32 protein-coding genes are annotated in these 26,869 nt (G+C 47.9%); 11 read left to right on the forward strand and 21 right to left on the reverse strand.

Annotated elements, in window-relative coordinates; all coding sequences use genetic code 11:
- Window positions 1–35: 35 nt before the first annotated feature.
- Together DESRU_RS14325 and DESRU_RS14330 are read right to left on the reverse strand one after the other, a co-directional pair.
- Entirely contained in the window at window positions 36–683 is a 648-nt protein-coding gene (locus DESRU_RS14325) for a flavin reductase (protein ID WP_013842793.1), read from the reverse strand.
- A 72-nt stretch (window positions 684–755) separates the two neighbouring features.
- Window positions 756–1,490 carry a class I SAM-dependent methyltransferase gene (locus DESRU_RS14330; protein ID WP_013842794.1) on the reverse strand — a complete coding sequence of 245 codons (735 nt, stop codon included), beginning with the start codon at window positions 1,488–1,490 and terminating at the stop codon, window positions 756–758.
- A 171-nt stretch (window positions 1,491–1,661) separates the two neighbouring features.
- On the opposite strand from DESRU_RS14330, the gene DESRU_RS14335 reads away from it, so the two are divergent.
- Window positions 1,662–1,871 (forward strand): hypothetical protein, encoded by a 210-nt coding sequence (locus DESRU_RS14335; RefSeq protein WP_013842795.1) that lies wholly within the window; start codon window positions 1,662–1,664, stop codon window positions 1,869–1,871.
- 308 nt (window positions 1,872–2,179) lie between these two features.
- Here DESRU_RS14335 and sdaAA read toward each other — a convergent pair whose 3' ends face one another.
- Complete coding sequence (gene sdaAA / locus DESRU_RS14340; RefSeq protein ID WP_013842796.1) at window positions 2,180–3,064, reverse strand: L-serine ammonia-lyase, iron-sulfur-dependent, subunit alpha; 885 nt, start codon at window positions 3,062–3,064, stop codon at window positions 2,180–2,182.
- 18 nt (window positions 3,065–3,082) lie between these two features.
- Entirely contained in the window at window positions 3,083–3,745 is a 663-nt protein-coding gene (gene sdaAB / locus DESRU_RS14345; protein ID WP_013842797.1) for an L-serine ammonia-lyase, iron-sulfur-dependent subunit beta, read from the reverse strand.
- A gap of 191 nt (window positions 3,746–3,936) precedes the next feature.
- Between sdaAB and DESRU_RS14350 the strand changes: the two genes are divergently transcribed.
- Complete coding sequence (locus DESRU_RS14350) at window positions 3,937–4,413, forward strand: MarR family winged helix-turn-helix transcriptional regulator (protein WP_013842798.1); 477 nt, start codon at window positions 3,937–3,939, stop codon at window positions 4,411–4,413.
- A 63-nt stretch (window positions 4,414–4,476) separates the two neighbouring features.
- On the opposite strand, the gene DESRU_RS14355 is transcribed toward DESRU_RS14350, so the two are convergent.
- Entirely contained in the window at window positions 4,477–5,127 is a 651-nt protein-coding gene (locus tag DESRU_RS14355) for a hypothetical protein (protein ID WP_013842799.1), read from the reverse strand.
- Window positions 5,128–5,411: 284 nt separating this feature from the next.
- On the opposite strand from DESRU_RS14355, the gene DESRU_RS14360 reads away from it, so the two are divergent.
- Window positions 5,412–5,882 carry a CBO0543 family protein gene (locus DESRU_RS14360; protein WP_013842800.1) on the forward strand — a complete coding sequence of 157 codons (471 nt, stop codon included), beginning with the start codon at window positions 5,412–5,414 and terminating at the stop codon, window positions 5,880–5,882.
- Here the strand turns inward: DESRU_RS14360 and DESRU_RS14365 are convergent.
- The gene (locus DESRU_RS14365) at window positions 5,879–6,103 is read right to left on the reverse strand and encodes a hypothetical protein (RefSeq protein WP_013842801.1); all 225 of its coding nucleotides are present in this window, start codon (window positions 6,101–6,103) and stop codon (window positions 5,879–5,881) included. The two genes, DESRU_RS14360 and DESRU_RS14365, sit on opposite strands and share 4 nt — an antisense overlap.
- A 9-nt stretch (window positions 6,104–6,112) precedes the next feature.
- Complete coding sequence (locus tag DESRU_RS14370; RefSeq protein WP_013842802.1) at window positions 6,113–6,319, reverse strand: hypothetical protein; 207 nt, start codon at window positions 6,317–6,319, stop codon at window positions 6,113–6,115.
- Window positions 6,320–6,443: 124 nt separating this feature from the next.
- On the opposite strand from DESRU_RS14370, the gene DESRU_RS14375 reads away from it, so the two are divergent.
- Together DESRU_RS14375 and DESRU_RS14380 are read left to right on the forward strand one after the other, a co-directional pair.
- Window positions 6,444–7,529: an NAD(P)/FAD-dependent oxidoreductase gene (locus tag DESRU_RS14375; RefSeq protein ID WP_013842803.1), complete on the forward strand. Its 1,086-nt coding sequence runs from the start codon at window positions 6,444–6,446 to the stop codon at window positions 7,527–7,529.
- Window positions 7,530–7,930: 401 nt separating this feature from the next.
- Window positions 7,931–9,070, forward strand: a complete 1,140-nt coding sequence (locus DESRU_RS14380) for a hypothetical protein (RefSeq protein ID WP_013842804.1) — start codon at window positions 7,931–7,933, stop codon at window positions 9,068–9,070.
- A 4-nt stretch (window positions 9,071–9,074) separates the two neighbouring features.
- Here DESRU_RS14380 and DESRU_RS14385 read toward each other — a convergent pair whose 3' ends face one another.
- The 9 genes from DESRU_RS14385 to selD all read right to left on the reverse strand — a co-directional run bounded on the left by DESRU_RS14385 (window position 9,075) and on the right by selD (window position 17,723).
- Entirely contained in the window at window positions 9,075–10,367 is a 1,293-nt protein-coding gene (locus DESRU_RS14385) for a phenylacetate--CoA ligase family protein (protein ID WP_013842805.1), read from the reverse strand.
- Window positions 10,368–10,369: 2 nt separating this feature from the next.
- Window positions 10,370–10,960, reverse strand: a complete 591-nt coding sequence (locus DESRU_RS14390) for an indolepyruvate oxidoreductase subunit beta (protein WP_013842806.1) — start codon at window positions 10,958–10,960, stop codon at window positions 10,370–10,372.
- The gene (gene iorA, locus DESRU_RS14395; RefSeq protein WP_013842807.1) at window positions 10,957–12,759 is read right to left on the reverse strand and encodes an indolepyruvate ferredoxin oxidoreductase subunit alpha; all 1,803 of its coding nucleotides are present in this window, start codon (window positions 12,757–12,759) and stop codon (window positions 10,957–10,959) included. The genes DESRU_RS14390 and iorA overlap by 4 nt, the downstream gene beginning before the upstream one ends.
- 14 nt (window positions 12,760–12,773) lie before the next feature.
- Window positions 12,774–13,568, reverse strand: coding sequence for an energy-coupling factor transporter transmembrane component T family protein (locus tag DESRU_RS14400; protein WP_013842808.1), 795 nt, complete (start codon window positions 13,566–13,568; stop codon window positions 12,774–12,776).
- On the reverse strand, window positions 13,569–14,414 hold the full coding sequence (locus tag DESRU_RS14405; protein ID WP_013842809.1) for an energy-coupling factor ABC transporter ATP-binding protein: 846 nt from the start codon (window positions 14,412–14,414) through the stop codon (window positions 13,569–13,571). It abuts the gene before it with no gap.
- Window positions 14,411–15,271 carry an energy-coupling factor ABC transporter ATP-binding protein gene (locus tag DESRU_RS14410; RefSeq protein WP_013842810.1) on the reverse strand — a complete coding sequence of 287 codons (861 nt, stop codon included), beginning with the start codon at window positions 15,269–15,271 and terminating at the stop codon, window positions 14,411–14,413. Before DESRU_RS14410 ends, DESRU_RS14405 begins: the two co-directional genes overlap by 4 nt.
- A gap of 26 nt (window positions 15,272–15,297) precedes the next feature.
- Complete coding sequence (locus DESRU_RS14415) at window positions 15,298–15,849, reverse strand: tryptophan transporter (RefSeq protein WP_013842811.1); 552 nt, start codon at window positions 15,847–15,849, stop codon at window positions 15,298–15,300.
- Between the two features lie 231 nt (window positions 15,850–16,080).
- Entirely contained in the window at window positions 16,081–16,674 is a 594-nt protein-coding gene (gene yedF / locus DESRU_RS14420) for a sulfurtransferase-like selenium metabolism protein YedF (RefSeq protein ID WP_013842812.1), read from the reverse strand.
- Window positions 16,675–16,676: 2 nt separating this feature from the next.
- Window positions 16,677–17,723, reverse strand: coding sequence for a selenide, water dikinase SelD (selD, locus tag DESRU_RS14425; protein ID WP_013842813.1), 1,047 nt, complete (start codon window positions 17,721–17,723; stop codon window positions 16,677–16,679).
- 215 nt (window positions 17,724–17,938) lie between these two features.
- Here selD and murI point away from each other — a divergent pair, with 215 nt between their 5' ends.
- From murI to DESRU_RS14450, 5 genes are all read left to right on the forward strand, one after another.
- Window positions 17,939–18,742, forward strand: a complete 804-nt coding sequence (murI, locus tag DESRU_RS14430) for a glutamate racemase (protein WP_013842814.1) — start codon at window positions 17,939–17,941, stop codon at window positions 18,740–18,742.
- Between the two features lie 407 nt (window positions 18,743–19,149).
- A complete protein-coding gene (locus tag DESRU_RS19960) occupies window positions 19,150–19,998 on the forward strand; it encodes a sialidase family protein (RefSeq protein ID WP_013842815.1) in 849 nt (282 codons plus the stop codon).
- 134 nt (window positions 19,999–20,132) lie between these two features.
- Window positions 20,133–20,819 (forward strand): response regulator transcription factor, encoded by a 687-nt coding sequence (locus tag DESRU_RS14440; RefSeq protein ID WP_013842816.1) that lies wholly within the window; start codon window positions 20,133–20,135, stop codon window positions 20,817–20,819.
- A gap of 1 nt (window position 20,820) precedes the next feature.
- Complete coding sequence (locus DESRU_RS14445) at window positions 20,821–22,113, forward strand: sensor histidine kinase (RefSeq protein WP_013842817.1); 1,293 nt, start codon at window positions 20,821–20,823, stop codon at window positions 22,111–22,113.
- Window positions 22,114–22,445: 332 nt separating this feature from the next.
- Window positions 22,446–22,814, forward strand: coding sequence for a type II toxin-antitoxin system HicB family antitoxin (locus tag DESRU_RS14450; RefSeq protein ID WP_337998894.1), 369 nt, complete (start codon window positions 22,446–22,448; stop codon window positions 22,812–22,814).
- A gap of 45 nt (window positions 22,815–22,859) precedes the next feature.
- Here the strand turns inward: DESRU_RS14450 and DESRU_RS14455 are convergent, their stop codons facing one another.
- Both DESRU_RS14455 and DESRU_RS20965 read right to left on the reverse strand, forming a co-directional pair.
- Window positions 22,860–23,459, reverse strand: coding sequence for a superoxide dismutase (locus DESRU_RS14455; protein WP_013842820.1), 600 nt, complete (start codon window positions 23,457–23,459; stop codon window positions 22,860–22,862).
- 105 nt (window positions 23,460–23,564) lie between these two features.
- Window positions 23,565–23,741, reverse strand: a complete 177-nt coding sequence (locus tag DESRU_RS20965) for a hypothetical protein (RefSeq protein ID WP_013842821.1) — start codon at window positions 23,739–23,741, stop codon at window positions 23,565–23,567.
- A gap of 177 nt (window positions 23,742–23,918) precedes the next feature.
- Between DESRU_RS20965 and DESRU_RS14460 the strand changes: the two genes are divergently transcribed.
- On the forward strand, window positions 23,919–24,437 hold the full coding sequence (locus DESRU_RS14460) for a hypothetical protein (protein WP_013842822.1): 519 nt from the start codon (window positions 23,919–23,921) through the stop codon (window positions 24,435–24,437).
- 58 nt (window positions 24,438–24,495) lie between these two features.
- Here the strand turns inward: DESRU_RS14460 and DESRU_RS14465 are convergent, their stop codons facing one another.
- The 3 genes from DESRU_RS14465 to DESRU_RS14475 all read right to left on the reverse strand — a co-directional run bounded on the left by DESRU_RS14465 (window position 24,496) and on the right by DESRU_RS14475 (window position 26,832).
- Entirely contained in the window at window positions 24,496–25,707 is a 1,212-nt protein-coding gene (locus DESRU_RS14465) for a GNAT family N-acetyltransferase (protein WP_013842823.1), read from the reverse strand.
- 380 nt (window positions 25,708–26,087) lie between these two features.
- A complete protein-coding gene (locus DESRU_RS14470) occupies window positions 26,088–26,543 on the reverse strand; it encodes a type II toxin-antitoxin system VapC family toxin (protein ID WP_013842824.1) in 456 nt (151 codons plus the stop codon).
- Window positions 26,536–26,832 (reverse strand): type II toxin-antitoxin system Phd/YefM family antitoxin, encoded by a 297-nt coding sequence (locus tag DESRU_RS14475; protein WP_013842825.1) that lies wholly within the window; start codon window positions 26,830–26,832, stop codon window positions 26,536–26,538. The genes DESRU_RS14470 and DESRU_RS14475 overlap by 8 nt, the downstream gene beginning before the upstream one ends.
- Window positions 26,833–26,869 lie beyond the last annotated feature (37 nt).

Consider the following 26,869-nt stretch of genomic DNA (forward strand, 5'->3'; position numbering starts at 1 on the left):
GAGCAAGAGAATTTTTTCTCAATTTATAATGAAAATTACGTCGGTGACGAATAATTGGACAGGTGTTTTAGATATTCCCAATAGGTTAGAGGAGAACCCTCAAATTTTATATCTGCATCCACTATTTCCGCGATAAACAGGGTATGACTATCCAGATCTGTCGTAAGGGTATGATTTACCCGGCAATCAAAATAACCCAGGCAGCCTTCAATGATGGGGCTCCCGGTTTTTCCGGACCTTTGGGAATAGGCTTCAAACTTATTGATCTGCCGGCCGGAATTTCTCCCAAAGTGATGGGCCATGGCTCCTTGGTTTTTGTTTAATAATGAAATGGATAAAACCCCGCTGACCTTGATATAATCGTGAGTAAAATTATTTTTATTTACTGCCACCGCAACCCGGGCAGGCCCATAAGTCACCTGGGTTACACTGCTGCAGCACATGGCATTGGCTCTGCCGTCCTGAACGGATCCCACTAAATATAAAAGATTATTTAACCCGGGCAGGCCAATGGAATTTTGCCCGTCGGGAGTAGCCGCCGGGGAATTCTCCGGCGGTACCAGAATGTGCCGGTTGGTCTCGCTAGAACAATTTGGGCAATGGAAAGGCGGGTTTTTGCCGTGAAATTTTTGTCCGCAGACCGTACATTGCCAGACATAAACAGGATAATATTTATAAGTCAATGCCATCCTCTCCTCTATATTTAAGGATGCAAAAAAAATCCCCGGGCTATTCCCGAGGAAGCCGATTTATTTTTATGGAGAACTTTCTTTTTTTCTGGCCAATATCAATTGGGAAACCCCAATGGGCAGGTTCACATAATCCATTAATACCGCTTCCAGCTTCATCACAGCATAAAAAAAGAGATTTAACCTTCCGCAACCAAACTGAAAATCTGTTTTTCCCCCGAATGCCGGGAGCATTCTACCCAGTTTTCGGACCAACCATACCGGCGGCAAAAGAAAAAAATTAAAATAAGTGCTTCTTTCCACCTGAAAGCCGGCGGACTGCAAAATCTGCTGTAGTTCACCGGAATCGTATCTTCTATAATGTTGGTTTAATTCGTCATGTCTGCCCCAAAGCCAGGAAAATGAGGGCACCGTGATCAGCAGCAGCCCCCCGGGCCGAAGCACTCTTTTTAGTTCTTCCAGAGCCTTTTGGTCATTCTCCAGATGTTCCAAAACATCCAAACACAACACTAAATCAAAGCTTTGATCCTCAAAGGAAAGCCTGGTGACCGACTCCCGGCGAGCCATCAACCCAATTTTCTTACAATGTTCTACCATTTCTGGCGATATGTCGATACCCATCACAGAACCATATTTCTCCAAAAAAACCATGTTTCCACCAGCTCCACAGCCGGCGTCCAATATTTTCATGTCAGGAGAAAGGTATAAATTTAATAATTTGGAAATTATTTCACGTCTGCCCTTATACCACCAGTGATTACATTCCATTTTAACCATATTTAGGTAAACAATTTCTTCCATAAAATCAGTTTGCCAAAATAAAAACCATTTTATTCTTTCTTTGCCTTTTTTCTCCGGGAGTTAACTGTCGAATGGTTTTCTCATATCGACATTACAACAGCAATTCTCCAAAGGGATCCCCCGGCTGTACGGGGAATGTTTTATCATCACTAGAAATTGGAGGCGTGTACATTGAATAAAAATATTGAAAAGCATATGGAAAAAATCTCCCAAGAGCAGGTGCTTCATCTCTCTAACTTCCAGGAAATTAACATTGTCAGCAATAAGCAAACCATTACCCAAATAAAGAAGTTATCCCAGCAAAGCGGTCTGCCGGTATCCAGAGTTATCGAAGCCATTATCCGGGCGGGCCTGGAAGACCTTCCGGTGGCGGTCAGCTAAGAGCAGTCCACAGCTTTGCTTTTCATATTGCACCTAACAATTTATGTCTGCCCAAAGAATAAAGAAGGGAGTGACGACAAAACTATTTTTTATAAGCAGGCCAAAGAACAGACAGATACCTAACGAACAACCGCCAATAAGAATAGAACACGGAGTGAACGAATGATACAGATACTCGCGGATTTTAAATTAAGATTAAAAAATCCGTGAGAATCAGTGGAAATCCGCAAAATCCGTGTTCTATTATTTTTCAAAAAGAAGGGCCCGCGCAAAAAGAACCTTTCCAGGTTCTTTTTGCATCAGCCCCTTCAGTCTTTATGACCGGAATTAATTTTCTGATCCAAAGCTTTGCCGGTTGGCGTTGTAGCCAGTCCAGCCAAAGAAGTTTCCCGTAAACAGGAAGGCAACAGGGTGCCAATTTTATACATGGCCTCAATGACCTCATCACAGGGTATCACACTGGTAATACCCGCCAGAGCCATATCCGCAGCTACCACCGCCACCGCGGCGCCCATGGAGTTTCTTTTTACACAGGGCACCTCCACCAATCCGGCCACCGGATCACAAACCAAACCCAGCAGGTTTTTAAGGGCCATGGCCGCTCCGTGGGCACACTGGGCCGGAGTCCCTCCGGCCAGTTCCACCATGGCTGAAGCAGCCATGGCCGAAGCAGCGCCAACTTCCGCCTGGCAGCCTCCGGCGGCTCCCGATATGGTGGCATTATTGGCAATCACAAAGCCGATGCCGCCGGCGTTAAACAAAGCGTACACCAATTTTTCCCTGGAACTGCCCAGCTTTTTACCGGTGGCCAGCAGGCATCCGGGCAATACGCCGCTGGAACCTGCCGTGGGCGTGGCTACCACCAGCCCCATGGAGGCATTTACTTCAGAGGTGGCCAAAGCAAAATTTACCGCATCCAAAATGGCCCCCTGGGACAAACTTTTACCTCTGTCGGCATATTGTTTCAACCGTTGGGCATCTCCGCCGGTTAAGCCGCTTCTGGAATAGACCGCTTCCTTCATACCCCTTTCCACAGCCTGTTCCATCACGCTAAGACTCTTTTCCATGATGGCGTAAACGTCTTCCCTGGAACGCCCGGAGGAAAGGACCTCTTGTTCCAGGGCCACCTCTCCCAGGGTGATTCCCTGTTCTTCTGCCAACTGCACAAACTCGGCTACCGAATGATACTTCAATGTCTGTCCCTCCAAATATTAAGGTCTGAGAATGGCCACTTTGTATACGTGAGATATTTTTTCAACGTCCTCAATATGCTCCGCCGTTAATTCCTGATCGGTTTCAATGACCATTAAGGCCTCATCCCCTTTAGAGCGTCTTGCTACCTCCATATGGCCGATATTGATTTCGTTGCGGGCCAATACCTGGGCTACCTGGGCAATGACCCCGTAACGGTCCTGATGAAAAACCAGCAGGGTGGGACTCTCACCGCTTAAAGAAATTTTAAATCCATTCATCTCGGTAATGGATATTTTACCACCCCCCAGAGAAACACCCATGATCTCAAGGGTTCCCCGCTCGTCGCTAAGTTTAATCCTGGCTGTATTGGGGTGGTCCAGTGCCTCCTCAACAATCTTCAGTTCTACCTTTACCCCTTTTTCCCGAACCATATTCAAGGAATGAACAATACCCTGATCGTCAGGAGACAAGTTCAGTATACCACCCACGATGGCAATATCCGTCCCGTGCCCGCGATAGGTTTGAGCAAAGGAACCATATAGCGTGATTTCCGCCCGGGTGGGTTGCCGGCCAAAGATCCCCCTGGCAGTTTTTCCTATGCGGGCCGCACCCGCCGTATGAGAACTGGATGGGCCCACCATAATCGGACCAATAATATCAAAGATGGTGTTATAGCGCATGGTAATCTCCCTTTTGCATTGTTTTTCGCGTTCATCTTACCATTATGAAAATTAGAAAACAACCCCGGTTAAACAGACAAAAATTTCTGAATAGTATCTATCTTGAAACTATTATTATTTACTCTCCGATAAAATAATGATATTCTTAATACACTAATGATTTATAATTCTTGGTAAGCGAGGTGCTTTTTATGGAAGAACCGCTCGTCCAACAAGCCGAACAACTGAAGGATTTGATCCGTACGCTGAATCGAAAATTTCGTCAATATATGCTGTCTCAAACCAATGGCTGTGGTTTTACGGTTCCCCAACTTCATTTAATGCAGGAATTATTTCAAAACCCGGGCATAACCCTTGGGGATTTAAGCATACGATTGGGTCTGGCCAAAAGCACGGTCTCAGGCATCGTGGACCGGTTGGAGAAGCAGGGCAAAGTGGTGCGCAGGCGTAACGAAAATGATCGCAGGGTGGTTCACATCGACCTCTTACCTCAGGTGATGGAATTCGGCCATACCCTTTCCCTAATGCGCACCAACTATCTGGCCGGTCTTCTGGCAAATATGCAGGAAAGAGACATTCAAGGACTTTTAACCGGCTTGGAAAAACTGAATCAGTTAATGATCCAGGAAACCGATGGCCCCGGCGCGGCGGTTCATGATTTGGATTAAACCTGACGTTCCGCTTCCAGACTAACAGGAAAGGTGTTGACATGGCGCCAACACCTTTTCTTGTTATTTTTGAAATTTTATTGAGACCTTCGGTCCCGCTGAATCTCCCTTTTCCCGTTCTACGTTCTTTACTGAAGGATATAAAAACAACTTGTTTTGACCGCCAAGAATCGGCTCATCCGGATGTCCCTTTTCCTCGTCCTCGATACTCTCCTCGTTTTCAACGGGATCGTTGCTAACTTTACTTTCATCAATGGGCAAAATCGTATAGCCGCCCTGGAAGGGGAACCCTTCAGCAGGAGATTTTTCTACAGGAGGCTCCCAACTACCGAATCCTCCCATCCATTCATTCCCTGTTTCCTGAACCAACTCTTCATCGGAATCCATTTCTACCTGTGGCTGAACAACATCCCCCTGGTCCCCTATATCATAAGGTGAGTCAAACTCCATTTCCTGCCCTTCCATTTCGCCTGCATAGCCCTGCTCCATCTGATCAGTGTTGTTCCACGGGTATTCCGCCACTTCACCATCCGCTAAACCAACAGCATATTTTTTCTCGGCTGCTGGCTTCACATCCTTCGACGATCCATTGTTTTCCGAATACTGGTGCCCTTGTAAACTCCCCTTCTGACCTAGGTATAGGAGAATGAAAATCAAAAACAAAGTCATTCCACCAGAACCGGAACCGAACATACGATCACCTGCCACCAGCACAACCCCTTTCCATCCTTATGGGAAAATCAACCTATTATATAGTACGGTGAATAGCTTTAAATGTTACAAAAGATAACCGGGAATGGTAAAGTATCCCCCGATTTATCCTGTCCGTAATTTGCTTCCCGTAACATGCATAAGATGATGGGCCCGGGGGAATAGTAGGGAGGTTTAGAAGGGAGAAAAATGATGAGTCTATGGCTTTTCACCTTACTTTCCTCGATCCTGGGGCTGGCTACCTCCCTTTGGTTTCTGTTGGTATCCCGTCTGGATAGGAGGCAGTAATGACTTATTGGGTAATGTTTGTCCTGGCAAGCTGGCTTGCGGTTTTGCTCCTGCTCCGCTTCCAGGGGATCAAAGAATACTGGCCCGCTGCTCTGATCTCGGCCCTGGTGGTCTATATGGTGGACATGACAGGAACGGAACTGGGCGCCTACCGCTTTACGCAGGCTTTTCTGCTAAACGGGGTTCCTGTGATTTATTTAGGGACAGTGGCAGCCTTGGGCCTAATTTATATGCGTTTCTATCCCCGTAGGCATTGGGAGCAACTGGTTTATGTTTTTGTTATCGCCGGCCTGTTTCTTTTTATGGAATATCTTATGATGAAAGTGGGAAACTTTCATCATAAAAATTGGAATTTCTCGAATAGTTATGTCCTGGACCTTTTTGGTTTAATGATCATTTCCTGGCTGTCAACCCGTGTGAAAGTTCAGGAACCCCTGGAACGGCGGCTAAGAAAAAGAGCTAAAATCTAGCTCTTTAATTTGGCTAATATTCTGGTTACCGTAAAGGGTTTATTTTTAATGGCCTCCATTTCTTTCTGCAAAATTTCAATATGCCTCATTTCCTCGTCTCTCAGTTTAAGCATTAATTGCAGGGCTGAAGGATTACGAATTTCAATGGCAGCGTCGTTGTAAAACTTCTGGCTGCTAATTTTATCCCGCAGGGCATCCTGAAGGAATTCCAGGCTATCCATAACCGCCTCCTATTTAATATCTAAATTGTACATTTCCTGCTGCAGTTCGGCTATATGGCTCTGGGCTGTATGCTCAAATACTTTAAATATTTTGATCAGTCTTTTATCCTTTACGGTACCGGCCAAAAAAGCATATTTCGCCTTCTGCTGAACCTCCTGATCAAAGGCCCTTTTAAGAATATTGTTTAGAATATCCTTTTGCGTTAATTTAGGCAACCGATCACCTCCTGATTCCTTTTTAAAATATCAGATCCTAAGATCATTATTTCATAGGCATATTATTTTTATCCCGAAGGAAAATATCAATGATGGATTCCATACCAGGGAAAGGAGGTAAAAGATGGACGGTGTCGCCATTATCGGAGCAGGAATTGCCGGTCTTTCCTGTGCCGTTGAACTGGAACGAAAGGGAATCAGGCCGGTTATTTTCGAACAAAAACACCAGGTGGGAAGCCCCTTTACCTTTGCACCCTTGTTATTAAATTTTATGGTTCCTCCCATGGGGGACCCGGCGGAAAAATTAAAACAGGAATACCAATTGGCACTGAAAACTCTGGCTCCCTTGAAAAGCCTTATGATAAAAGGACCCAACGCTAAGTATGCCATTAAGGGCCGGCTAGGTCATATTTTATTGCGGGGTCAAGGGCAGCAGACCATTGAGTCTCAACTGTCCGGGATGCTAAAGACTCCTGTCCGGTTTCAAAATTATGTCAAGCCGGAAGAACTCCTAAAGGATTTTAATTATCTGGTGGTGGCGGACGGGACCAACCGTTGGGCCAAAAAGCTTCATATTTGGCAAAGTGCTTTTCAGGGCTGGGTCCGGGGAGCTACCATTCTGGGTAAATTTAATCCCTTCCGGGCCGGTGTGTGGGTTAACACGGATTACTGCAAAGGAGGCCTGGCTTATCTGGCTCCCATGAGTTCCCAAAAGGCTTCTCTTGTTTTAATCGTTCCCAATATCCAGCCGGCGCAGTTGAACTCTCTTTGGCAAAAATTTTTAAAAGAAGAAAATATCCGGGGAGAACTGGTGGAATTATGGGATGTGGATTATGAAACCGGTTTGCTTCACACCCACCGGGTGGGCAATACATTTTTCACCGGGAACAGCGGAGGCTTTGTCAGCAGTTGGTTCGGTTCGGGAGTTTTCACCTCCATCATCAGCGGAATCCAGGCCGCCCGAAGTATTGCCGGTAATGCCGACTATGAAAAAAACATGGGCCCATATTCTCATTTACTGCTGAGGCATACCCGGTTCCAAAAATTTTGGCATCGTCTGGATAACCGGGGCATTGACCGGATGCTTCGCTTGATCTTTACTCCACCCCTCAAACAAATTTTCTTTCACAGCAACCTGAATTTATTGAGGGTCACCGACCCTCTGTTTCAGCATCTGCTAAAGGGAACCAAGGACCCAATCCAGCCCTAAACCGGTTGCTAGCCTTTGGGGTAATTCTCTCGGGTCCTGTTGCTGGACTTATTCTGTTTTTCTCCCAGGTCCTGTATATCTCTACAAGACCCGCAAGCAGTGCTCATAAGGCTAGCAGCAGGACTATAAGCATATCCCTTAAGGCTAAAACCAGACCCCAAAGGAATCCCCTTAAGCTAAAATGCCAGAAACCCTCCGTTAGGAGGGTTTCCTTTAACGAACTGCCGTAAAAATTTTCTCTTCACGAACAGCCCGGTGATAATAATATGATCATTTATCCAGGATAATATTTATGCCCGGTGCTAGAAATAGATGGAACTGACCATTCAGCATAAACAAACATAAACCTTTTTTTAGTGGGTCATACTTAAGATCATCATACATTTTCCTGGAGGTGCCCTTTGTCCCTTTATATTTCCGGCCAAAAATTATTTGAATATATGGTAGCTTATGTTTTAAGAAACAACGGTTATATTGCGGGAGTACCGCGCCGAAAGCTGGGCGGGCGGGGAACGCAGCATCAAGTAGGTGTCATCGGGGTGGATTTAAATAACAGCCCCTTTTGTTTAAATACGGTTTTAATTGTAGCTGCCAGGGGTCCCGGCGAAACCGATGCCGCCGCCGATATGCAGTTGGTGCGCAACCTCAAAGCCACGCTGTTGGACCTGGAGCAAACCCTGCCTGCCCGGCGGGAACTCATCCGGGACCTGCTGGACAATAACCGGGGAGATTTATTTCACCGCATTTACGGGGGTAAAAGGGAAAAAGAAACGTTGACCGTCAATTATGTGGGTGGTGTTTTCATTGCCGGGGATTTTTCCCGCCCGGCCTGGGAATATGCCAATGCCCACGGCATTTATGTGGTGCATTTGCCGGAAGTCTTCGCCGAAGAGCCTTTGCTGGATTGGCAGCAGAGAATACGCCTGTCCCTGGACCGGGTCATGGCGGCGGATAACCGGATCACCCTGCCGGGCCTGGCCAAAAAAACAAAAAAGATCAGCGACTTCAAGGAAATTCTCACCCTCCTCCGGCAGCCCCGGCAGGAAGATTTAATTCCCGAGCAAAGTCATGATCTTTTCACCATCTTCAACGAGCTGCTCCGTACCGAGGAAATGAGCGCCCTGGCCCGGAGCCTGCGTCAAACCGCCCTCACCACCATCAACGGGTATCCGGTGGTGCTGGAATACAATGTAAGTTACAAAGCCCTGGTGGATGCGGCCCTGGCCATTTATGAGCGAAAAATCCGCCGGATTAAATCCGTGGCCCCGGCCACCACCTATAAGCCGCTGGACGTGGTCCACCTCAAAATTGATTCCGTAACGCCCACCATGGACCGGCAGGTGCTTAAATTTTCCTACCGGGCGGACAAAGAAGAAGTCCCCTCCTCCATTGAACATTTGTCCGGTTCGGTATACGTACCCAACTCACTGCTGGATAAACGCTCCATGGAAAGATTCCGGTTGAAGATGCCCCTAAAAGCCGGCCTCAGCCTGGTGTGCGAATTCCAAAGGAAACCTTCCAGACTGGCTCAAAGCATTTAAAGGCTTATACCATATCCTTTTCCCTTAAATCAAATACACGCTTGCTCTTCTTTTCCGACCGGGGCAGCATTCCGCAGGCCACCACTTCCACCTCGGCCTGAATGCCGATGCGGGTTTTAATATTGCGGCGGCACTCGTCGGCCAAAGTCTTGTAATCGGCGCCCTCCCGGGCTTCCACTTTGATGGCGATGCGATCCTTTCCTTCCTGGCGGGTCAGCAGAATTTGGTATTCACTGCTGGCCCCCGGGGACAGGCGTAAAACGTGATCAATCTGACCCGGATAAATATTCACGCCTTTTACCTTGACCATGTCGTCCGTCCGGCCCAGAACCCGGTCCATCATGGGGAAGGGAGAGCCGCAGGAGCAGGCTTCCAAACGGAGGCGGGTAATGTCGTGGGTGCGATAGCGCAGCAGGGGCATCCCTTCTTTGGTCAAAGTGGTGATCACCAGCTCGCCCTGTTGGCCCGGCGGCAAGGGTCTCCCGGTCACAGGATCAATAATCTCAAACAAAAGATGATCGGACCAGAAGTGCAGCCCCTGGTGGCAGGAACAGTCAATGCCGATGCCCGGCCCGTAAATCTCCGTCAGGCCGTAAATATCAAAGGTTTCAATGCCCAGCATTTCGGTAATGCGCGCGCGCATTTTATCTCCCCAGCGCTCGCTGCCAAATACGCCCCGCCGCAGGGCAACTTTATCCTTCAGACCCCGCTTCTGAATCTCTTCCGCCAGCAGCAGCCCGTAGGAAGAAGTTCCGATCAACACGGTGGTCTGCAGATCTTCCATTAACTCCAATTGCTTGTCGGTGTTGCCCGGCCCCGTAGGAATGGTCATGGCGCCCAAGCGCTCCACCCCGGCCTGAAATCCGATGCCGGCGGTCCACAGGCCGTAACCCGGCGTAACCTGAACCCGGTCCCGGGGGGTAACTCCGGCCATTTTGAGGCACCGGGCCATCATCTCCGCCCAGGTTTCCACATCGGTGGAAGTATAAGGTACAATCACGGGTTTCCCGGTGGTTCCCGATGAGGAGTGAATGCGCACCACTTCTTCCTCCGGAACAGCCTGCAGTCCCAAAGGATAGCCCGTACGCAGCTCTCCCTTGGTGGTAAACGGCACGCCGGCCAAATCCTCCACCCTTTGAATATCTCCCGGCTGAATACCGGCCTCATCCAGTTTCCGCCGGTAAAAAGGCGACCGGGCATAGATCCGTTGGATCATTCTTTGCAGTTTCCCGGACTGGACCTCAAAAAGGAGATCATAGTCAAAGTTTTTGGCTGATGGTTTTAAAAGCACCGACATGCTTAAGCACCTCCCACTGCTTGTTGTCCTAATTCAAAAGCCTTCAGATTTATCTCCCGCAGCCGGGTGGGAATCAGTTCCATGGCCACCTGCTTCAGATGGGCGGCTGCAAAGGGCAGTACATTCAGCCCGGCCAAGGCTCCCAGCATCACCATATTGGTGGCCTTGGGGGTTCCTGCCTGCCGGGCCAGCGCCGTAGCATGGACCGGCTTTAACCCGTCGGCCTGTTCCTGCAAATAGGATATCAGTTGGTCCGGGTCATATTGAGACAATCCGAGGCTTACCGATACGGGAAAAATGGTTTCGGTGTTGACCACCACCACGCCCCCTTGCTTTAACTTGGGCAACCCCCGCACAGTCTCCGCCAGTTCAAAACCCAGCAGTATGTCCGCCTGGCCGTTGGGAATCAAGGCTCCGAAGGAGCCGCTGCCCATGCGCACCTGGCTCATCACTACGCCCTCCCGCTGGGCCATGCCGATGGCTTCGGAAGTTCGCACCGACAGACCGTAATCCATGGCCGCCCGGGCCAGTATACGGGAGGCCAGAACATTTCCTTGGCCGCCCACCCCGGTAATGACAATGTCCAACCTCATTGAACTTCCCCTCCCTCAACAATGGCTTCCGCCGGGCAGATTTGTTTACATAAATCACAGCCGGTACAGGCGGTGCCGATCACCGGCCCCTCCTCTCCCTTGAACAGGGCGGGACAGCCCAGCTCCTCTAAACAAACCCCGCAGTCCAAGCACTTTTCCCGGTCAATCCTTCTGGATGGGTTTTGCCCTTTTACCAGAGCAATGCATTCCCTTCTCATCACCAGTACCGACACACCCTGGAATTCCAGGGCCTCCCGGGCAGCCTGCACAGCCTCGTCATAGGCCAGCGGGTCCACCACTTGAACCAGGCCGGCGCCACAGGCTTCAGCCAATCGGGCAATCTCCAGGGGCTCTACCCTTTGCCCGGTGGCATTGCGGGTTAATCCCGGATGGCTCTGGTGCCCGGTCATGGCTGTGGTGCGGTTATCCAAAACCACCACCGTCAGCCTGGCCCCGTTATGCACGGCATTGATTAAGCCGGGAATACCGGTGTGGAAAAAGGTAGAATCTCCCAAAAAGGCCACCACCCTGCGTTCGGGCTCCACCAGTTGCAGCCCGGTGCCAAGGGTGATGCTGGCGCCCATGCATAAACAGGTATCCACCGCATTCAGAGGAGCCATGTTGCCCAGAGTATAACAGCCGATATCCCCGGTAAAAACAGCATCCGTTCCCCTGGCCGCCTGCTTGAAAGCGTAAAAGGAAGCCCGGTGAGGACACCCTGCGCATAATACCGGCGGACGTACCGGCAGCGGCGGCAATTTTTTCTCCTCTTTACAAGGCAGGTCTATTTCAAAAAAGGCGGCCACCGCTCTTTTTACCTTATCAACATCCAGTTCACCCTCCCGGGGCACCAGACGGTTGTATTTCCCCCGGAGCACCAGAGGACGGCGGTGCTGCCAGATCATTTTGATCAGTTGATCTTCCAACACCGGTTCCTGTTCTTCAATTACCAGCACCCGGTCAATGCCATCCAAAAACTGCAGGGTCGAGTGAACCGGCAGCGGGTACGAGGTCCCGATCTTTAAAACAGGAATATCCAACTGCATTTGCTCAATGACTTCCAAAACATAATTATAAGCCACCCCGGTGGTCACAATACCGCTTCTTCTGGAACCGGGGTGAATTTTATTAAAGGGACTGTTTTCAAAGATTTTCTGCATTTCATCCTGCTGCTGATTCAGCCAGCGATGTCTCTTGATGGCCAGGCTGGGAAAAATAACCCAGCCCGGGTCCTTTTGAAAACCACCGGGTTTCGGCCGCTCCATTTGCTTTTCATCCACTTCCACGTCCTGACATACATGACAGGTCCGGGTGGTAGGACGAATAATCACCGGCAGTCCCAGAGACTCGGAAATATCAAAAGCAGCCCGGGTCATGTCCTTAGCCTCCTGGGGCGTGGAGGGATCCAGCACCGGCAGTTTGGCAAACTGGGCAAACTTCCGGGTATCCTGTTCATTTTGAGAACTATGGGGCCCCGGGTCATCCGCCACAACCAGCACCAGTCCCCCTTTGACCCCGATATAAGCCAGGGTCATCAGGGGATCCGCCGCCACATTAAGACCCACCTGCTTCATGGTCACCATGGCCCGGGCGCCGGCATAAGCGGCTCCCGCCGCCACTTCCAGGGCCACTTTCTCGTTCACCGACCACTCCGCATGAAAACCACGCTCCCCGGCCATGCCTGCCAGGGTGGTAAAGATCTCCGAGGAAGGGGTTCCGGGATACCCGGTGACCACCTGAACGCCTGCTTCCAGCGCACCGTAGGCAATGGCTTCGTTGCCCATTAATAACTTTTTCATTGAAATACCCTCCGTTAATAACCGGCCGCCCCAAAGCCTTGCAGCCTGAATAAGATTGCCACAACAATCATAACGGCAATGAGAAACATCACCAGCCAATCTATTCTCTCAATACTGGGTTCCTTTAAGTACGTGCGGACCCCGCTGCCGTAACCTCTTGTTTCCATGGCAATGGCCAGCCGTTCAGCCTTTTTAAGGGAAATTAACACCAGGGGCAGAGCCACAGCCACATAAGCTTTAAGTTTGCGCAGGGGGTTGCCGGTGTCAATGGGCAATCCCCGGACCTGTTGAGCATAACTGACCTGAACCGCTTCCATCATAAAGGTGGGAACAAAGCGTAAAGCGGTCATAAACATAAAGACATAATCATAAGGCAGCTTTAATTTTTCCGTAAGGACCAGAATAATGTCCTTAAACTGGGTGGTGGCCAGAAAGACCAGAAAACTTAAAACCACCGTCATCATTCTCAGAGCCATAGCCACTCCCAGCAGCACCGCTTCCCGGCTCACCGGCAGATGCTGGCCGGGTAGCAGATAAAACAGTACGTCCTGTCCGTGAAAAAAGAGGACCTGCAGCAATACTAAAACACCGCCAAAAAGGGTCAAGCCTTTAAGGACAAAAGCCAGATCTTTTAAAACTTTGCCTGCGGCAGCCACCATGACCACCGAAGATAAAAGAGCCAGCAAATAATACACATGGTTAAAAGTCAGAGCCAAAACCATTACCCCCAGTGCCCAGGCCAGCTTGCTCAGAGGGTGCAATTGGTGCACCACGGACTCCCGGTATACATATTCAACCACTCGGGCCATTTAATTTCCCTCCAGTACACGCATGAGATAGTTGTACATCTCGTCTACCGTTAAGATGACTTCGGAACTTGGGGTAATGTTTAAGCTGTTCAAAGCAGCCAACCGGCTGGCCAGCATCATAATCTGGGGAGGCTCCAGCAAGGTTTGGGCAAGCTGCTCCTGCCGGCTTAAAACCTCCCGGGTGGGACCCTCCAGCAAAATCCTGCCCTGGCAAAGGACAACCACCCTTTGGGCAAATCCCGCCACCAGGGACATGTCGTGGGTAATAAACAAAATGGTGTGACCGGCCCGGTTCAAGTTCCGGATCAGCTCCATGATTTGCAGCCGCTCCTGATAATCCTGACCGGTGGTGGGTTCATCCAATACGATGATCGGGGTTTGCAGCGCCAGTACCGAGGCCAGGGCCACCCTCTGACGCTGCCCCCGGCTGAGACTTTGAGGGTACGCTTCGGCCTGCTGCTCCAGTCCCACTTCCCGGAGAGCCGCCAACACCCGCCGGTTTATCTCACTTTCCGGCAGGCCCTGGTTGACCAACCCAAAGGCCACTTCTTTTTTTACCGTATCATTAAAGATCTGATGATCGGGGTTTTGAAAAACAAAACCAACCTCCCGGGATAATTCGGAAATCCGGGCGGTAGATACATCCCTGCCTGCAACGGTTACCTGCCCTGTCTGAGGACGCAGCAGGCCGATTAAATGTTTTACCAGGGTGGTTTTGCCGGCGCCGTTTTGACCCACCAGCGCCACCATTTCTCCCTGACGGATGTTCAGGTTAATCCCCTTTAAAGCCGGCTGTCCGCTTTCATAACTGTGAGCAAGCTCCTTGATATCGATCACCGTTGTCACAAGGCAACCCTCCGTTGTTGAGCCAGTAAATCGCAGCAATACTGAAGACCTTCCTCCAACTGAACGGGTAATTCCCGGGAATGGGCCTTTAATCTCAGGGCCAGCTCCGTAACCTCCGGCAAGCCTACCCCCAGATGCTTCATTTCCTGCCTGCCAAAAACCTCCCTGGGCTTTCCGCTTAGAACCATTTCCCCTTCTTTTAACAACACCAGCTCTTCACAATAAGCAGCCAGCAGCTCAATTTTCTGTTCCGCCACCACCACCGTAATGCCATGCTGCAGGTTTAAATGCTTCAATACCTGAAATACTTCCTTGCTGCCCATGGGGTCCAGTTCCGAAGTAGGTTCATCCAGCACCAGCACTTCGGGCCGCAGGGCCAGGGCCGCGGCAATGGCCAGACGCTGTTTCTGTCCGCCGGATAAGGAGCGGGTGGAACGGGTGCGTAAATGAGCAATTCCCGTCTGATTCAAGGCGGTGTGAATGCGCTGTTCCATTTCCTCCGGAGCCACGCCCAAATTTTCCAATCCGAAGGCCAGCTCCTGCTCCACATCCAGGCACACAATCTGGGCTTCCGGATCGTCAAAGACCGTCCCCACCAGCCGGGAAATTTGAGCGGTGTTCAGGGTCCGGGTATCCAGCCCCTGCAACTGCACGTCGCCGGTTATGGTCCCTCCCTCGAAATGGGGGATGATGCCGTTGACGGATTTAATAAAAGTGGTTTTTCCTGCCCCGGTGGGACCGGTTAAACCCACAAAGGTTCCCTTTTTAATTTTTAGATTAATATTTTTCAAGGCCTTTCCCCCGGACCCGGGGTAGCCGTAACTATAACTGCGAAACTCCAAAGCGTATTCTGTCATGGTTTTTATCCTGTCTCCTTCAGCCCTTAGCGGTAAAGAAATTTTTTCACCGGAGCGTAGAGGGCCTGAGCAATAATCATGTTAATCAGGGACACCGGAATCACTACACCCACAAAGGCTGCCTGCATGGCCGCCGCCGGCAGGTGCAGGGCATACTGAAAATTTAAGACCACAAACACGCCGCCGCTTACCAGGGTTCCCAGTAGGGTCGCCAGGGCCGGCTTAAAGGAATAATTTTTTATGGAAAGCTCCGGCAGATAGCAGGCCAGGAAAGCACAGACCAGAGCGCCGGAGGGCTCACTGAAAAGGTTCAGATAAGGAATAGGGGATTTAGAAAAGATCATACTGACCGCCCCGGCTACAATACCAATTCCCAGAGCGCCGCCGATTTTCGGCTTAATTAATAAAATGGCTAAGCAATACATGGCAATAATAAAGTTTGGGGTAATTCCCAGGATATTGGGAGCAAACATCCGCAGCACCGCCCCAATGGCAATTAAAAAGGCGACTACGGCAATTTCCTTGGTACGGTTCATTTTGGTCTCTACAACTCTTTGACCAACCACTTCATGACTCATGCTCATCTCTCCTCATCTTAAATTAAAAAACCAGGCTAAGTAAGCCTGGTTAAAGTTAACGATATGAACAACGCTCCATCGCTCTCAACTAAACTCAGCTCATCTCCGCTCAACCTCCTCTATGAAATTGTCTTTTCTTGACTCATCTCAGCTACTTACAGGAACCCTATGGTTGCCATGGTTAGAGTTTATCATACTCCGCCGGACCTGTCACCCATTTTTTCAGCAAAACTAACTGAGGGTAACCACTTTGCCGTCGCCGGTCAGATGATCCAGAATCTCCAGCATATTGGTGACCCGCCCCACAGCCAGTTGATCCTTCAATTGGTAGTAGTCCAGGCAGGTGCCGCAGGCCACCACTTCCGTGCCCCGCTCCCGGAGTTTGCTGATTTGTTCCAGTACCCTGGACTGTTGAATCACCAAACGCACGCCGGAATTCACCAGCATCAGCATCCGGGGAGCCGATTTTTCCAGCAGACTGTTAAAAAAGCTGACCATTAGCGTCTCACCTAAATCTTCGGCTCCGCTGCCAAAGGTATTACTGGCAATGAGATACACCATGGGTCCGGTTTCATTCCGGGCTGCCGGGGCTGTCTGAGGCAGTGTGCCTTCTCCCTTGGTTACGGTAATATAAAATTCCCCGTTCTTTTCTTCCACCTGCACTCTACAGCCGGCATTTTCCGCAAAACGGGTTACATTCTCCCGGGCCACCGGATTATCTACCAGCACCACCAGGCTTCCCTGCTCCAGCTCCTCCAGCGCCCGCTTGGTGTTGATCACCGGCTGGGGGCAGGCCAAGCCGCGGCAATTTATTTCTTTCAACATACTTATTGGCTCCTTTCCACACGAATCAAATATTCGCCCGGTTCTTCCAATTGTCCCACCACCCGGGCTTCGGTTACGCCGGCCCCGTGCAGCCGTTCAATCAAAAGAGCCGCCTTTTCCGGAGCAACGGCCATCAACAGCCCGCCGGAGGTCTGGGGATCAAAAAGAATATCCATTTCTTCCCGGCAGACCCCTTCTCCCGTTTCCACCCCGTCTCCTAAGTGGCTGCGGTTGTTATAGGCTCCGGCGGGAATGATACCCATGCGGGCCAGTTCCCCGGCTCCGGACAATACCGGCACCTCGGCGGCATAAACCCTCAGGCTTAGGCCGCTGGCCTTCAGCATTTCCGCCGCATGTCCCAGAAAACCAAAACCGGTAATGTCGGTGCAGGCTGAAACGCCCGTTTCAACCATCACCTCGGCGGCCGCTTTATTTAAAGTTGCCATGGTCTGCAGGGCCCTTGCCATATCCCCTTTTTCCACCAACCCCGCCTTTATTCCGGTATTGAGGATTCCGGTGCCCAGGGGTTTGGTGAGAATAACCCGGTCCCCGGCTCTGGCCGTGGCGTTGCTGTAAATCCTGCCGGGATGCACCACACCGGTCACCGCCAGCCCATACTTGGGTTCATCGTCCTGCACACTGTGGCCGCCGGCGATCACCGCCCCGGCTTCCAAAACTTTATCGGCTCCGCCCTTGAGGATTTCCGCTAAAATACTGGACGGCAGGCAAGAGGGAAAACAAACAATATTTAATGCCAGCAGCGGGGTGCCGCCCATGGCATAGACATCACTGAGGGCATTGGCTGCTGCGATCTGTCCGAAAAGATAAGGGTCGTCCACCATAGGCGTGAAAAAATCCACGGTTTGGATGGTGGCCAACTGGCTGTTTAAGCGGTACACTGCAGCATCGTCAGAGGTTTCCAGTCCAACCAACAGGTTGGGGTCGGTCCCTCTGGGTACTTGCTGAAGAACTTCTGAAAGGACTCCCGGTCCTACTTTAGCGGCTCACCCTGCCGCCTTGGTCATGGTTGTCAACCGGTATTCCGTCAAGTCCCTCACCTCCGTTCTTATCCCTGATGATCCTTCGCCAAAATCACTGTACATTCCTTTATTATAACTATAACATCTGGTTATGATTTGTCAGCTATAAAAAATAGTATCAATTTAATTTTGAAAATCCTGGAAAATAACTGACTTGCGTTCTCACATCCGGGAACGGTATAATGGATTACGGTAATTGATCAAGCAACTTCGAGGTGATCATCTTGTCTCAAAGGGCACCCATCGGTGTTTTTGATTCCGGAGTTGGCGGCTTATCCGTTACCCGGGAAATACGCCGTCTCCTTCCCGGGGAAGACATCCTTTATTACGCTGATTCCGCTTACTGCCCCTATGGCGATAAAGAACCCGCAATCATACGCCGGCGGGAGCGGGCCATACTGGATTTTTTACTCTCCCTGGGAGCAAAACTGATTGTCGTTGCCTGCAACACCGCTTCCTCCACCGGTCTGGAGGAACTGCGCCAAGCCTCTCCGGTTCCCATTGTGGGCATGGAGCCGGCGGTAAAACCGGCGGTAAACGCCACCCGAAACGGTAAAATCGGGGTTTTGGCTACCGGCGTTACCATTGCCGGTGATCGCTTTGCTTCTCTGGTCAACCGGTACGCCGAAAATACCTGCGTCATCACCCAGCCCTGCCCCGGTCTGGTGGAGCGGGTGGAAGAGGGAAAAATTAATGATTTGGAAACCCGGAACTTTTTAATGGGTTTCCTGCAACCGATTCTAGACCAGGGGGCAGATACCATTGTCTTAGGCTGCACCCATTATCCCTTCCTAAGACCGCTAATTGAAGAATTGGCCGGTCCGGAGATCGCGGTTATTGATACCGGCCTGGCCGTAGCCCGGCAGGTAAGCCGGGTTTTAACTGAAAACAACCTAGCCAGCCAAGAGAACCGGCCAGGTAAAGAACAATTTTACACCAGCGGGGATCAAACCCGGGTGTCCCACGTGATCCGTTCCCTGTGGCTCACCGACAATGTTTCCGTGGAAAAAATTCCTCTCTCCCCCTAACACCCCCAGCGCGCCAGGGCCTTTCCTGACGCGTTTTTTATAGCAATGCATTCCCCTCAACCCGTTCACCCTTCTCTACTTCTGCTCAGTGGTAAAGTCTTTTGATAAAGTCCTAAACTTTTTACCCAACGCAATGTTTTCAAACCGCTTTCGTCAAATGGCTTGCATCTCGGTTCCTCTGTTTCAGCTTTACCTTTTTCCTGGCTGTCGCCAATCTTTGCTTTTTTCTTCCTGCGTTATCCGGCTGCTCATAATCATCCAACGATATCGGTCCAATGGATGATCTCTTGCTCTATCATGCTTTTTTATTTTAATTTTTTTATTAAAGGTTCGCTAAAGGTAGAGTGTTTATGATGATAAATGTAAAGCATCTGCTTTACTAAAAATTTCTTGGAGGGATTATAACCATGAAAAGCAAAATTTTATCAGTAAAAAAACAAGTGGGTACTTTTGTTCTTTGCGGAGCCCTTGTTACCGCCATCGGTGTGGGAACGGCCCTGGCAGCAACCCCTGCAACTTGTCTGCAGGTTAAAATGAAAGACGGCGTCAAAACTTACTCTACCGACGGCGGTAAGACCTGGACCGAAAAGGTTCCCGACGGCATGACGATCAGCGAAAAAGACGGCCAATTCACCCTCTTGAATGGTACTCCACTAAAAGATGCTGATGGATGGGGCATACTGATCAAAGTGAAAGACGGTGTTAGAACTTTCTCCACCGACGGCGGTGAAACCTGGACCGAAAAAGCTCCCGACGGCGTAACCATCAACGAAAAAGACGGTAAATTCACCATTTTGAATGGTACTCCACTAAAAGATGCTGATGGACGGGACATACTGGTTAAAATGAAAGACGGTGTCAGAACTTTCTCCACCGACGGTGGTGAGACCTGGACCGAAAAAGCTCCCGACGGCGTAACCATCAACGAAAAAGACGGTAAATTCACCATTTTGAATGGTACTCCACTGAAAGATGCTGATGGACAGAGCATACTGGTTAAAATGAAAGACGGCGTCAGAACTTTCTCCACCGACGGCGGTGAGACCTGGACCGAAAAGGTTCCCGACGGCATGACGATCAGCGAAAAAGACGGCCAATTCACCCTCTTGAATGGTACTCCACTGAAAGATGCTGATGGACAGGGCATACTGGTTAAAATGAAAGACGGCGTCAGAACTTTCTCCACCGACGGTGGTGAGACCTGGACCGAAAAGGCTCCCGATGGCGCAGAGGACACTGTTACAATAGAGGACTAATCCCCGTGAGCTGCAAAGCTGCTCAGACAAAGTAAGAAGGACAGAAAAAACCATAGCATAGAAGCGGGTATCCGCTCCTATGCTATGGCTATACCTTTTTAATCAGCTTGAATTTGCAGGCAGGGAGGTTGAAAATGCGGGTTTTGATGGTGGAAGATGAAAAGTATATGGCTGAAGCCATTGCTCAAGTTCTTAAAAAAAATCATTATAGCGTTGATTTGGAATTCGATGGCGAAGCTGGACTGGACTGTGGACTTTCCGGCATTTACGATATCATTATTCTTGATATCATGCTTCCCAAAATGGATGGCCTAAGTATACTTAAAGAATTACGTCGCAACGGCATTGAAACACCGGTTATTTTGTTAACGGCAAGAGGTGAAACAGAAGACAAGGTGCGCGGTCTTGACAGCGGAGCTGATGATTATTTAGCCAAGCCTTTCCACACGGACGAGCTTTTAGCCCGTCTACGTGCCTTGGGGCGTAGAAAAACCGAACTGATCAATGACGGCATCCTTAAATATGGAAATATCCAGTTAAATCCGCATACCCTTCTACTTGGTTGTAAAAACAAAAAGATTACGCTAACCTTAAAAGAATCTCAACTATTGGAATTACTAATCAAAAGAAATAGCATGATTATTTCCAAAGAAATCATCATTGAAAAACTATGGGGTTATAATACCGATGCCGAAGATAACCGTGTAGAAATCCATGTATCCCTTTTACGAAAAAAGTTAACTCAACTGGAATCTGACGTTTGCATTCGTACCATACGGGGAGCAGGGTACGTGTTAAAAACTGCAAAAGATGAGGAGTAAAATGTTTACAAGGCTGCGTAACAAATTTCTTATTTTGAATATGTCCATTACTTCGCTGGTGATGGTTGCTGCCTTTGCCATTATTTATTTTATTACTTATAGCAACATCCATTCGGAAATTGAAAGCAAATTGAATTCACGATCCGAAACGCAAATCACAATACAAGGAAAGACCTTGCCCGGTGCGGAAATAGGAACCAGATCCATTATCCAAAATCTTTCTTTGGACGGTCCTTTTTCATTTAATATTGAGGTAGATTCCCAGGGCCAGATTTTAAAAATCAACTCTTTTGTTGATATGCCGGCCGAGGCTTATTATAAAGCGGCTGAAACTGCCTGGAACAATCAAAAAAACAATAGCGCCATCACCTTAGAAGGCAGACAGTGGCGATATGCTTTAAGCCAAATGGGCAAACATGTTATTAGTGGAAACGGACAATCCTTTATCGTAGCGGAAGACAAATATAAGATTGTTTTTTTAGACGTGACGGAATACAATAAAACTCTGTTTGAACTGCTTACAACCTTAATTTTTGTAGGATTCATCATGCTTTTGGTTATTTTTATCATTAGCCGTTTCTTTGCCAACCGGGCCATTAAACCAATCGCCGAAGCATGGGAAAAACAAAAACAATTTGTGGCCGATGCTTCTCACGAATTAAAAACACCCCTTTCCATTATCAATGCCAATTACGACGCACTTTTGGCCAATCAGGAAGAAACCATTGAAAGTCAAATAAAATGGCTTTCCTATATAAAAGTCGGAACGGACAGAATGACAGAACTCCTCAACAACCTTTTATCTTTGGCCAAGATAGAGGATGTCAATTTAGAAATACGGAAAATGCCATTTAATATGAGCAGCGCCATTTATGATGTGATGTCGTCCATGGAAGCCGTAGTGATTGAAAAAGGGATTAAACTCTCCCATTCCATAGAGCCTGATATCATTGTTAAAGGCGACTTGGAAAAAGTTAAACAGGTTGTGGCGATTTTATTCGATAACGCTGTAAAATATGCAAATGAAAATGGGCAGATTGATCTATCACTAACAAAATCAAAACGTCAGGTTATCTATTCTATAAAAAATAGTGGGAAAGGCATCGCGAAACAAGATTTGCCCAGAGTTTTTGACCGATTTTATAGAGCAGACCTCTCCAGAACCCATGAAAACGGCGGTTACGGTTTAGGGTTATCCATCGCCAAAACCATTATAGATCGGTTGGGCGGTGATATACAGGTTACCAGTGTGGAAAATGAATACACGACTTTTACTTTCACCCTGGGACTGTAATGGATAAACAATTAATTACCATTGATACACGTATTAACACGTGTTATAATAATCAAGAGGTGGGGTGGATGAAGCGACGAGACCTTGACAAAAAACTAAAAACCGCTGGGTGGGAAATAACAGTAGGCAAAAAACGACATGGCTAAGCACCCAAATAAACCCGGAATAAAAATCCCACTCCCAAGACACAAAGAAATCAATGAATACACCGCCAAAGGAATCCTAGAAGCAGCAGGACTTGAATAAGTCCCGCTCTTCGGGAATTATAATAAATAATAATATATTCTTGACATTGAAAGGGGGTAAATAATATAAAATATGTTTACCTTGCTATATTCACTCCTCTACCTTCCGGTGAATATGACGTCCGCATCCCAGATTTACCCGGATGTATTACTTGCGGTAAGAACCTAGTCGATGCTATAGAAATGGCCGAGGATGCTGCCGCAATGTGGCTATGTGATGCAGAAGATAGCCAGGAATCAATTCCCTCACCGTCTGAAAAATTAGATACCGCTAAATCCCAATTTGTTAATTTCATTGTTGCGGATACTGATAAATATAGGCTGGAAAACGATAATCGCGCAGTTAAGAAAACGCTAACCATTCCAAGTTGGCTAAATGCTAAAGCAGAAAAGGCCGGCGTTAATTTTTCTCAAACCCTCCAAACCGCATTAAAACAGCAACTGGGTGTTGATTAAAAATGCCTCAACCAAGATCTTGGTTGAGGCATTTTTTACATAGGCTTATTTACCCAGACAGGCTGCCAGGCGCTGGTTTACATCATCCCAGTTAATCAAATTCCACCAGGCTTCCACAAAGGCCGGCCGCTTGTTCTGATATTTTAAGTAATAGGCATGCTCCCAGAGATCCAGGGCCAACAGAGGCGTAACACCCCATTGGGTCAGATTCTGGTGCTTTTCCGCCGTAAGAATTTCCAGCTTTTTAAAGACCGGATTGTAGCAGAGCAGGGTCCAGCCGGAACCTTCAACTGCCACCGCAGCCGCAGAGAATTGCTTTTTAAAGGTTTCAAAGCTGCCAAAATATTGGTCAATTTTTTCCGCCACCAATCCTGTGGCGGGACCACCGCCCGCGGGCTTCATATTGTCCCAGAACAGGGTATGCAGGATATGTCCGGAACCGTGGAAAGCCAGTTCCCTCTCCCAGTGTTTAACCAGGGCAAAATCTCCCTTCTCCCTGGCTTCGGCCAGTTTGGCCTCGGCATTATTTAAGCCATCCACATATGCCTTGTGGTGAGCGTCATGATGCAGTCTTACGGTTTGCTCATCGTAATGGGGTTCCAGAGCATTGTAATCATAGGGTAAAGCCGGCAGTTCATGTTTCATGTTTCTTCTTCCTCCATTTCAAAAAAAAATCGAATCTATAATCTGTATTATAATACACTGTGGCAATTTATTTATTACGCTTTCATTGCATTCTTCTTAACTTTTTTAGCAGTCTTCCCGGAAAGTTTTACAAAAGGCCTCGGCCAAAACCATTACATGATCCATAAATTCCGGGGTAAACATCACGTCTTCCCGAATAAAAAATCTAGGATCTTCCATATAAACTGAAACAGGGTGGCGGCCAAATACATGGATAAATTGCTCTGATGACAATATCGTCACGTATAACACCTCCTGTAATAGAGCATACCAACCTAAAGTAAAAATGCAATGAAAATCTAATGATTTAAAGATTAAATTTGCATTACTTGATTTTCCACCACACCCCGGTACTATTTACAGTAGGGGCTTTGTCTGGTTTAATTATAAACAGATGTTTTTGATTAGGGAGGTAATGGCATGAGTGGAGAAAAATCATCCTGTGGCTGCGGCAGCAGACCGCGTAAAATTTCCAAGGGACTGCTTACCAGAGTGGCTAATTACATTCGAGATAAATCTATGGACGGCTATTGTGAGAAAAGCGTTGAGCAAATTGCCGATGAAATGGGTCTCCTGCTCCCCTCCATCCTGGTGGATGCGCTGGAACAATTGGAACAGAAAGGAACCATTCAAGTAAAGGTCCGGGGCCGGGAACTGACAGACCCCAGCACCTTTGTTTATATCGGGGACGATGAAGTGACCCGCCTGCTTTCAACCACCGTTCTGCTGGGAAAGGATCTGGAAAGCTCCCTGAAAGACAACCCGCAATTTATGGAGTATAAGCAAAAAGTGAATGAAATGATCAACATCATGGAGCAGCAAACCCAGGACGTCCAGGAACATCAAGCCTTTAAAAACGGCGTCGTTAAACAGTACGAGGCCCAGGACGGTGTTTACCACATCATTTCCAAGACCAAGCTGAATATCAGTCTAAAATAAGAAAAAACCCCTTGCCGTTCAAAGAACCTGGCAGGGGGTTCCTGCTTACCAATAGGACTTAAAAGTAATCCGAGAAATAAGGCGTTTGCTGTTCAATGGCATCTTCCAGCATGTCAACTGTTTCCGCGCTGCAGGAAAGGCGACCGATTTTAAGCAGATAATCCGGCCTTTTATAACCCAGCAGCATGGTTGTCATGGTTTGGATATCTATCTGCGATTTGCTGCTTCCCTCCACACGCGCTATCTTGCCTTTGCCATCGGGATGTATGCATATGGCAAAGGTACCCTGATTCCACGGCAGCAGCGGATCGTCAAGCGTAAAAGTCCATCTGCGCTCCCTGTTGTCAGGCTTAAAGGGGTATTGGCTAATAAATTGCTCCACATCCACAATACGGGCCATGTAATAAGGAGAAATGGTTTCTTTAATATCCGCGTCTTCCAACAGAAAAGCCAGCGGCTCATCCGTATGAATATTGCCTACCACCTTTGTAATCATGGAAAAATGGGCGCTGATAAAATTCCACAGCCCGCTGCGGGCTTCCTCGTTGATAAATATCATATCTTTAATATGAAACACTTCGTTTGAAATCCAGTAAAGCACATACCCGTCGGGCTGTCCGCCTTCGTTGTAGTAAATAGCAGCGGTCAGATCGTCAAGATCCCACCGCCAATATTCATCCCATGCTAAATCGTTACGCAGCATGGCGCCATGGGTCTGATGGGCAAAACGTTCATAAGCCAGCTTTAAATTATGATTTTCAATATCAACACGCTCAACCTCTCCGGGCACCGTTTTGATTTTGGGCAGTTGAAAGTCGTTCACTTCAAAAGTGATCTTATCTGAAATGATTTCCCATCCTTTGCGACGGTAGTACGGGATCGAATAAGGATAAAGATAAGAAATTGACTGTTTTTTCTCCCGCATGTTCGTCAGTGCCTGTTGCAGCAGCTTGTGCATCAAGCCCTGATTGGAGTATTCCGGAAAAGTTCCTACGCCGGTGAGCCCGCCCATATCATAGGTCTTATTGAATATTCTCACCTGAAAAGGATAAACCGCCACCTGGGACACCAGTTTTTCTCCGTCAAACCACCCCAAAACATCCGCCTGTTCCAGCACCGGAGATTTGGCAAGAATGATGTCTCTTTCTTCCCAGCCAATCTTATGTAAATCGTTATCGGTCACCTGAAAAACATACCGCAGCAATTGATTATATTGCTCTAAATGTTCTATGCCGACCTTTTTCATTTTCAATCTTTTTTTCCGACTCATAAAAACCCACTTCCACTAAACTGTGTCCCGTTCTTTTTACAAGCATTGGTGAAACCAATATATAAAATAAAACATTTGTTAAATTAACAATATTTTCAAGTTAAGTATAACATAGAATACTATGGTATACCAATATAGTTTTATCTAAAACAGTATTAATACAGATCTTTCAATAAGATTATTGTATATATTTTATCAACATTGTACAATTAATTCGCAAATTAATTTAAATAACAGCTAGGTCCATTATATTCCCCATATCCTCACAAACTTTTTGAGTTCCTTGATTACAGTTTTTCTGGGTTGCTATAATATCTTTACCCAAATGGTAAAACTTCCAAAACCGTATTCTTCTATGCCAATTTTAAAGACATTCCCTCTTATCCGATATCTTTTAGTGAATTAACATATTCCTTTTTACCCTTCAGATTTTGGACCAGCCTTTCATCTGTCGTCCACAGTTCACAAGTCTCCCCTGTTCGCCACTTTATCTCCTCCGAAACTGCCAAAAATGCTGCATCATATAACGTTGGCAAGTTAAAGTAACGACTAATTTTCCAGGCTCTATCTGCAACCGCTTCTTCCTCAAGATAGATTATGCCAGGAAATTGGCGAAAGGCAGACCAAATTTCATCCGCTTCCCGAGGACCTAGTTCGCCCCGCCTAATCTTTTTCCTGATAATGCTACCTATTTCAGCCCAGGCAAAGGCCGGTAAAACAATCATTTGATTATCTTCAATAATCTTTTGAAATAACACTTTTGCCTTATTACTATCATCTTCTTCAATAAAAAGCTTCACGAATACCGAACTATCCAGGCAAATGTATTTACTCATAGCGACCAATACCTTCACGGATTTCCCTTATTATAGTTGTCGAATTCTCCTGTTTGCCTGTTCTCGAAGCTGTCCTCTCCTTTAACTGAAGTAACTTTTCTAAGCTTTTCATTCTGGCTTCTTTAAATTGATCAGCTTCATTAATATATTGCATTTTTTCATAACTTTCCGCATCGACTAGATAGGCTACCGGTTTTGATCTTTGCAATATTACCACTGGTTTTTTGGTACTGACTACTTCCTCAAGCACATTTTTTGCATTTTTTCTCATGTCGGTAATACTTATCATTTTCACAAAATCACATCCAAACGTACTTTTAAAAATA

It is taken from the genome of Desulforamulus ruminis DSM 2154 (assembly GCF_000215085.1).
GTDB classification, from domain to species: domain Bacteria; phylum Bacillota; class Desulfotomaculia; order Desulfotomaculales; family Desulfotomaculaceae; genus Desulfotomaculum; species Desulfotomaculum ruminis.

Bases quoted from the DNA above. Each gene is read 5' to 3' on its own strand.
- DESRU_RS14330 (WP_013842794.1), bottom strand. From the start codon at position 1,490: ATGGAAGAAATTGTTTACCTAAATATGGTTAAAATGGAATGTAATCAC.
- sdaAB (WP_013842797.1), bottom strand. From the start codon at position 3,745: ATGCGCTATAACACCATCTTTGATATTATTGGTCCGATTATGGTGGGC.
- DESRU_RS14350 (WP_013842798.1), top strand. From the start codon at position 3,937: ATGGAAGAACCGCTCGTCCAACAAGCCGAACAACTGAAGGATTTGATC.
- DESRU_RS14360 (WP_013842800.1), top strand. From the start codon at position 5,412: ATGACTTATTGGGTAATGTTTGTCCTGGCAAGCTGGCTTGCGGTTTTG.
- DESRU_RS14365 (WP_013842801.1), bottom strand. From the start codon at position 6,103: ATGGATAGCCTGGAATTCCTTCAGGATGCCCTGCGGGATAAAATTAGC.
- DESRU_RS14375 (WP_013842803.1), top strand. From the start codon at position 6,444: ATGGACGGTGTCGCCATTATCGGAGCAGGAATTGCCGGTCTTTCCTGT.
- DESRU_RS14385 (WP_013842805.1), bottom strand. From the start codon at position 10,367: ATGTCGGTGCTTTTAAAACCATCAGCCAAAAACTTTGACTATGATCTC.
- DESRU_RS14390 (WP_013842806.1), bottom strand. From the start codon at position 10,960: ATGAGGTTGGACATTGTCATTACCGGGGTGGGCGGCCAAGGAAATGTT.
- iorA (WP_013842807.1), bottom strand. From the start codon at position 12,759: ATGAAAAAGTTATTAATGGGCAACGAAGCCATTGCCTACGGTGCGCTG.
- DESRU_RS14400 (WP_013842808.1), bottom strand. From the start codon at position 13,568: ATGGCCCGAGTGGTTGAATATGTATACCGGGAGTCCGTGGTGCACCAA.
- DESRU_RS14410 (WP_013842810.1), bottom strand. From the start codon at position 15,271: ATGACAGAATACGCTTTGGAGTTTCGCAGTTATAGTTACGGCTACCCC.
- DESRU_RS14415 (WP_013842811.1), bottom strand. From the start codon at position 15,849: ATGAGTCATGAAGTGGTTGGTCAAAGAGTTGTAGAGACCAAAATGAAC.
- yedF (WP_013842812.1), bottom strand. From the start codon at position 16,674: ATGTTGAAAGAAATAAATTGCCGCGGCTTGGCCTGCCCCCAGCCGGTG.
- DESRU_RS19960 (WP_013842815.1), top strand. From the start codon at position 19,150: ATGAAAAGCAAAATTTTATCAGTAAAAAAACAAGTGGGTACTTTTGTT.
- DESRU_RS14440 (WP_013842816.1), top strand. From the start codon at position 20,133: ATGCGGGTTTTGATGGTGGAAGATGAAAAGTATATGGCTGAAGCCATT.
- DESRU_RS14445 (WP_013842817.1), top strand. From the start codon at position 20,821: ATGTTTACAAGGCTGCGTAACAAATTTCTTATTTTGAATATGTCCATT.
- DESRU_RS14455 (WP_013842820.1), bottom strand. From the start codon at position 23,459: ATGAAACATGAACTGCCGGCTTTACCCTATGATTACAATGCTCTGGAA.
- DESRU_RS14460 (WP_013842822.1), top strand. From the start codon at position 23,919: ATGAGTGGAGAAAAATCATCCTGTGGCTGCGGCAGCAGACCGCGTAAA.
- DESRU_RS14465 (WP_013842823.1), bottom strand. From the start codon at position 25,707: ATGAGTCGGAAAAAAAGATTGAAAATGAAAAAGGTCGGCATAGAACAT.
- DESRU_RS14470 (WP_013842824.1), bottom strand. From the start codon at position 26,543: ATGAGTAAATACATTTGCCTGGATAGTTCGGTATTCGTGAAGCTTTTT.
- DESRU_RS14475 (WP_013842825.1), bottom strand. From the start codon at position 26,832: ATGATAAGTATTACCGACATGAGAAAAAATGCAAAAAATGTGCTTGAG.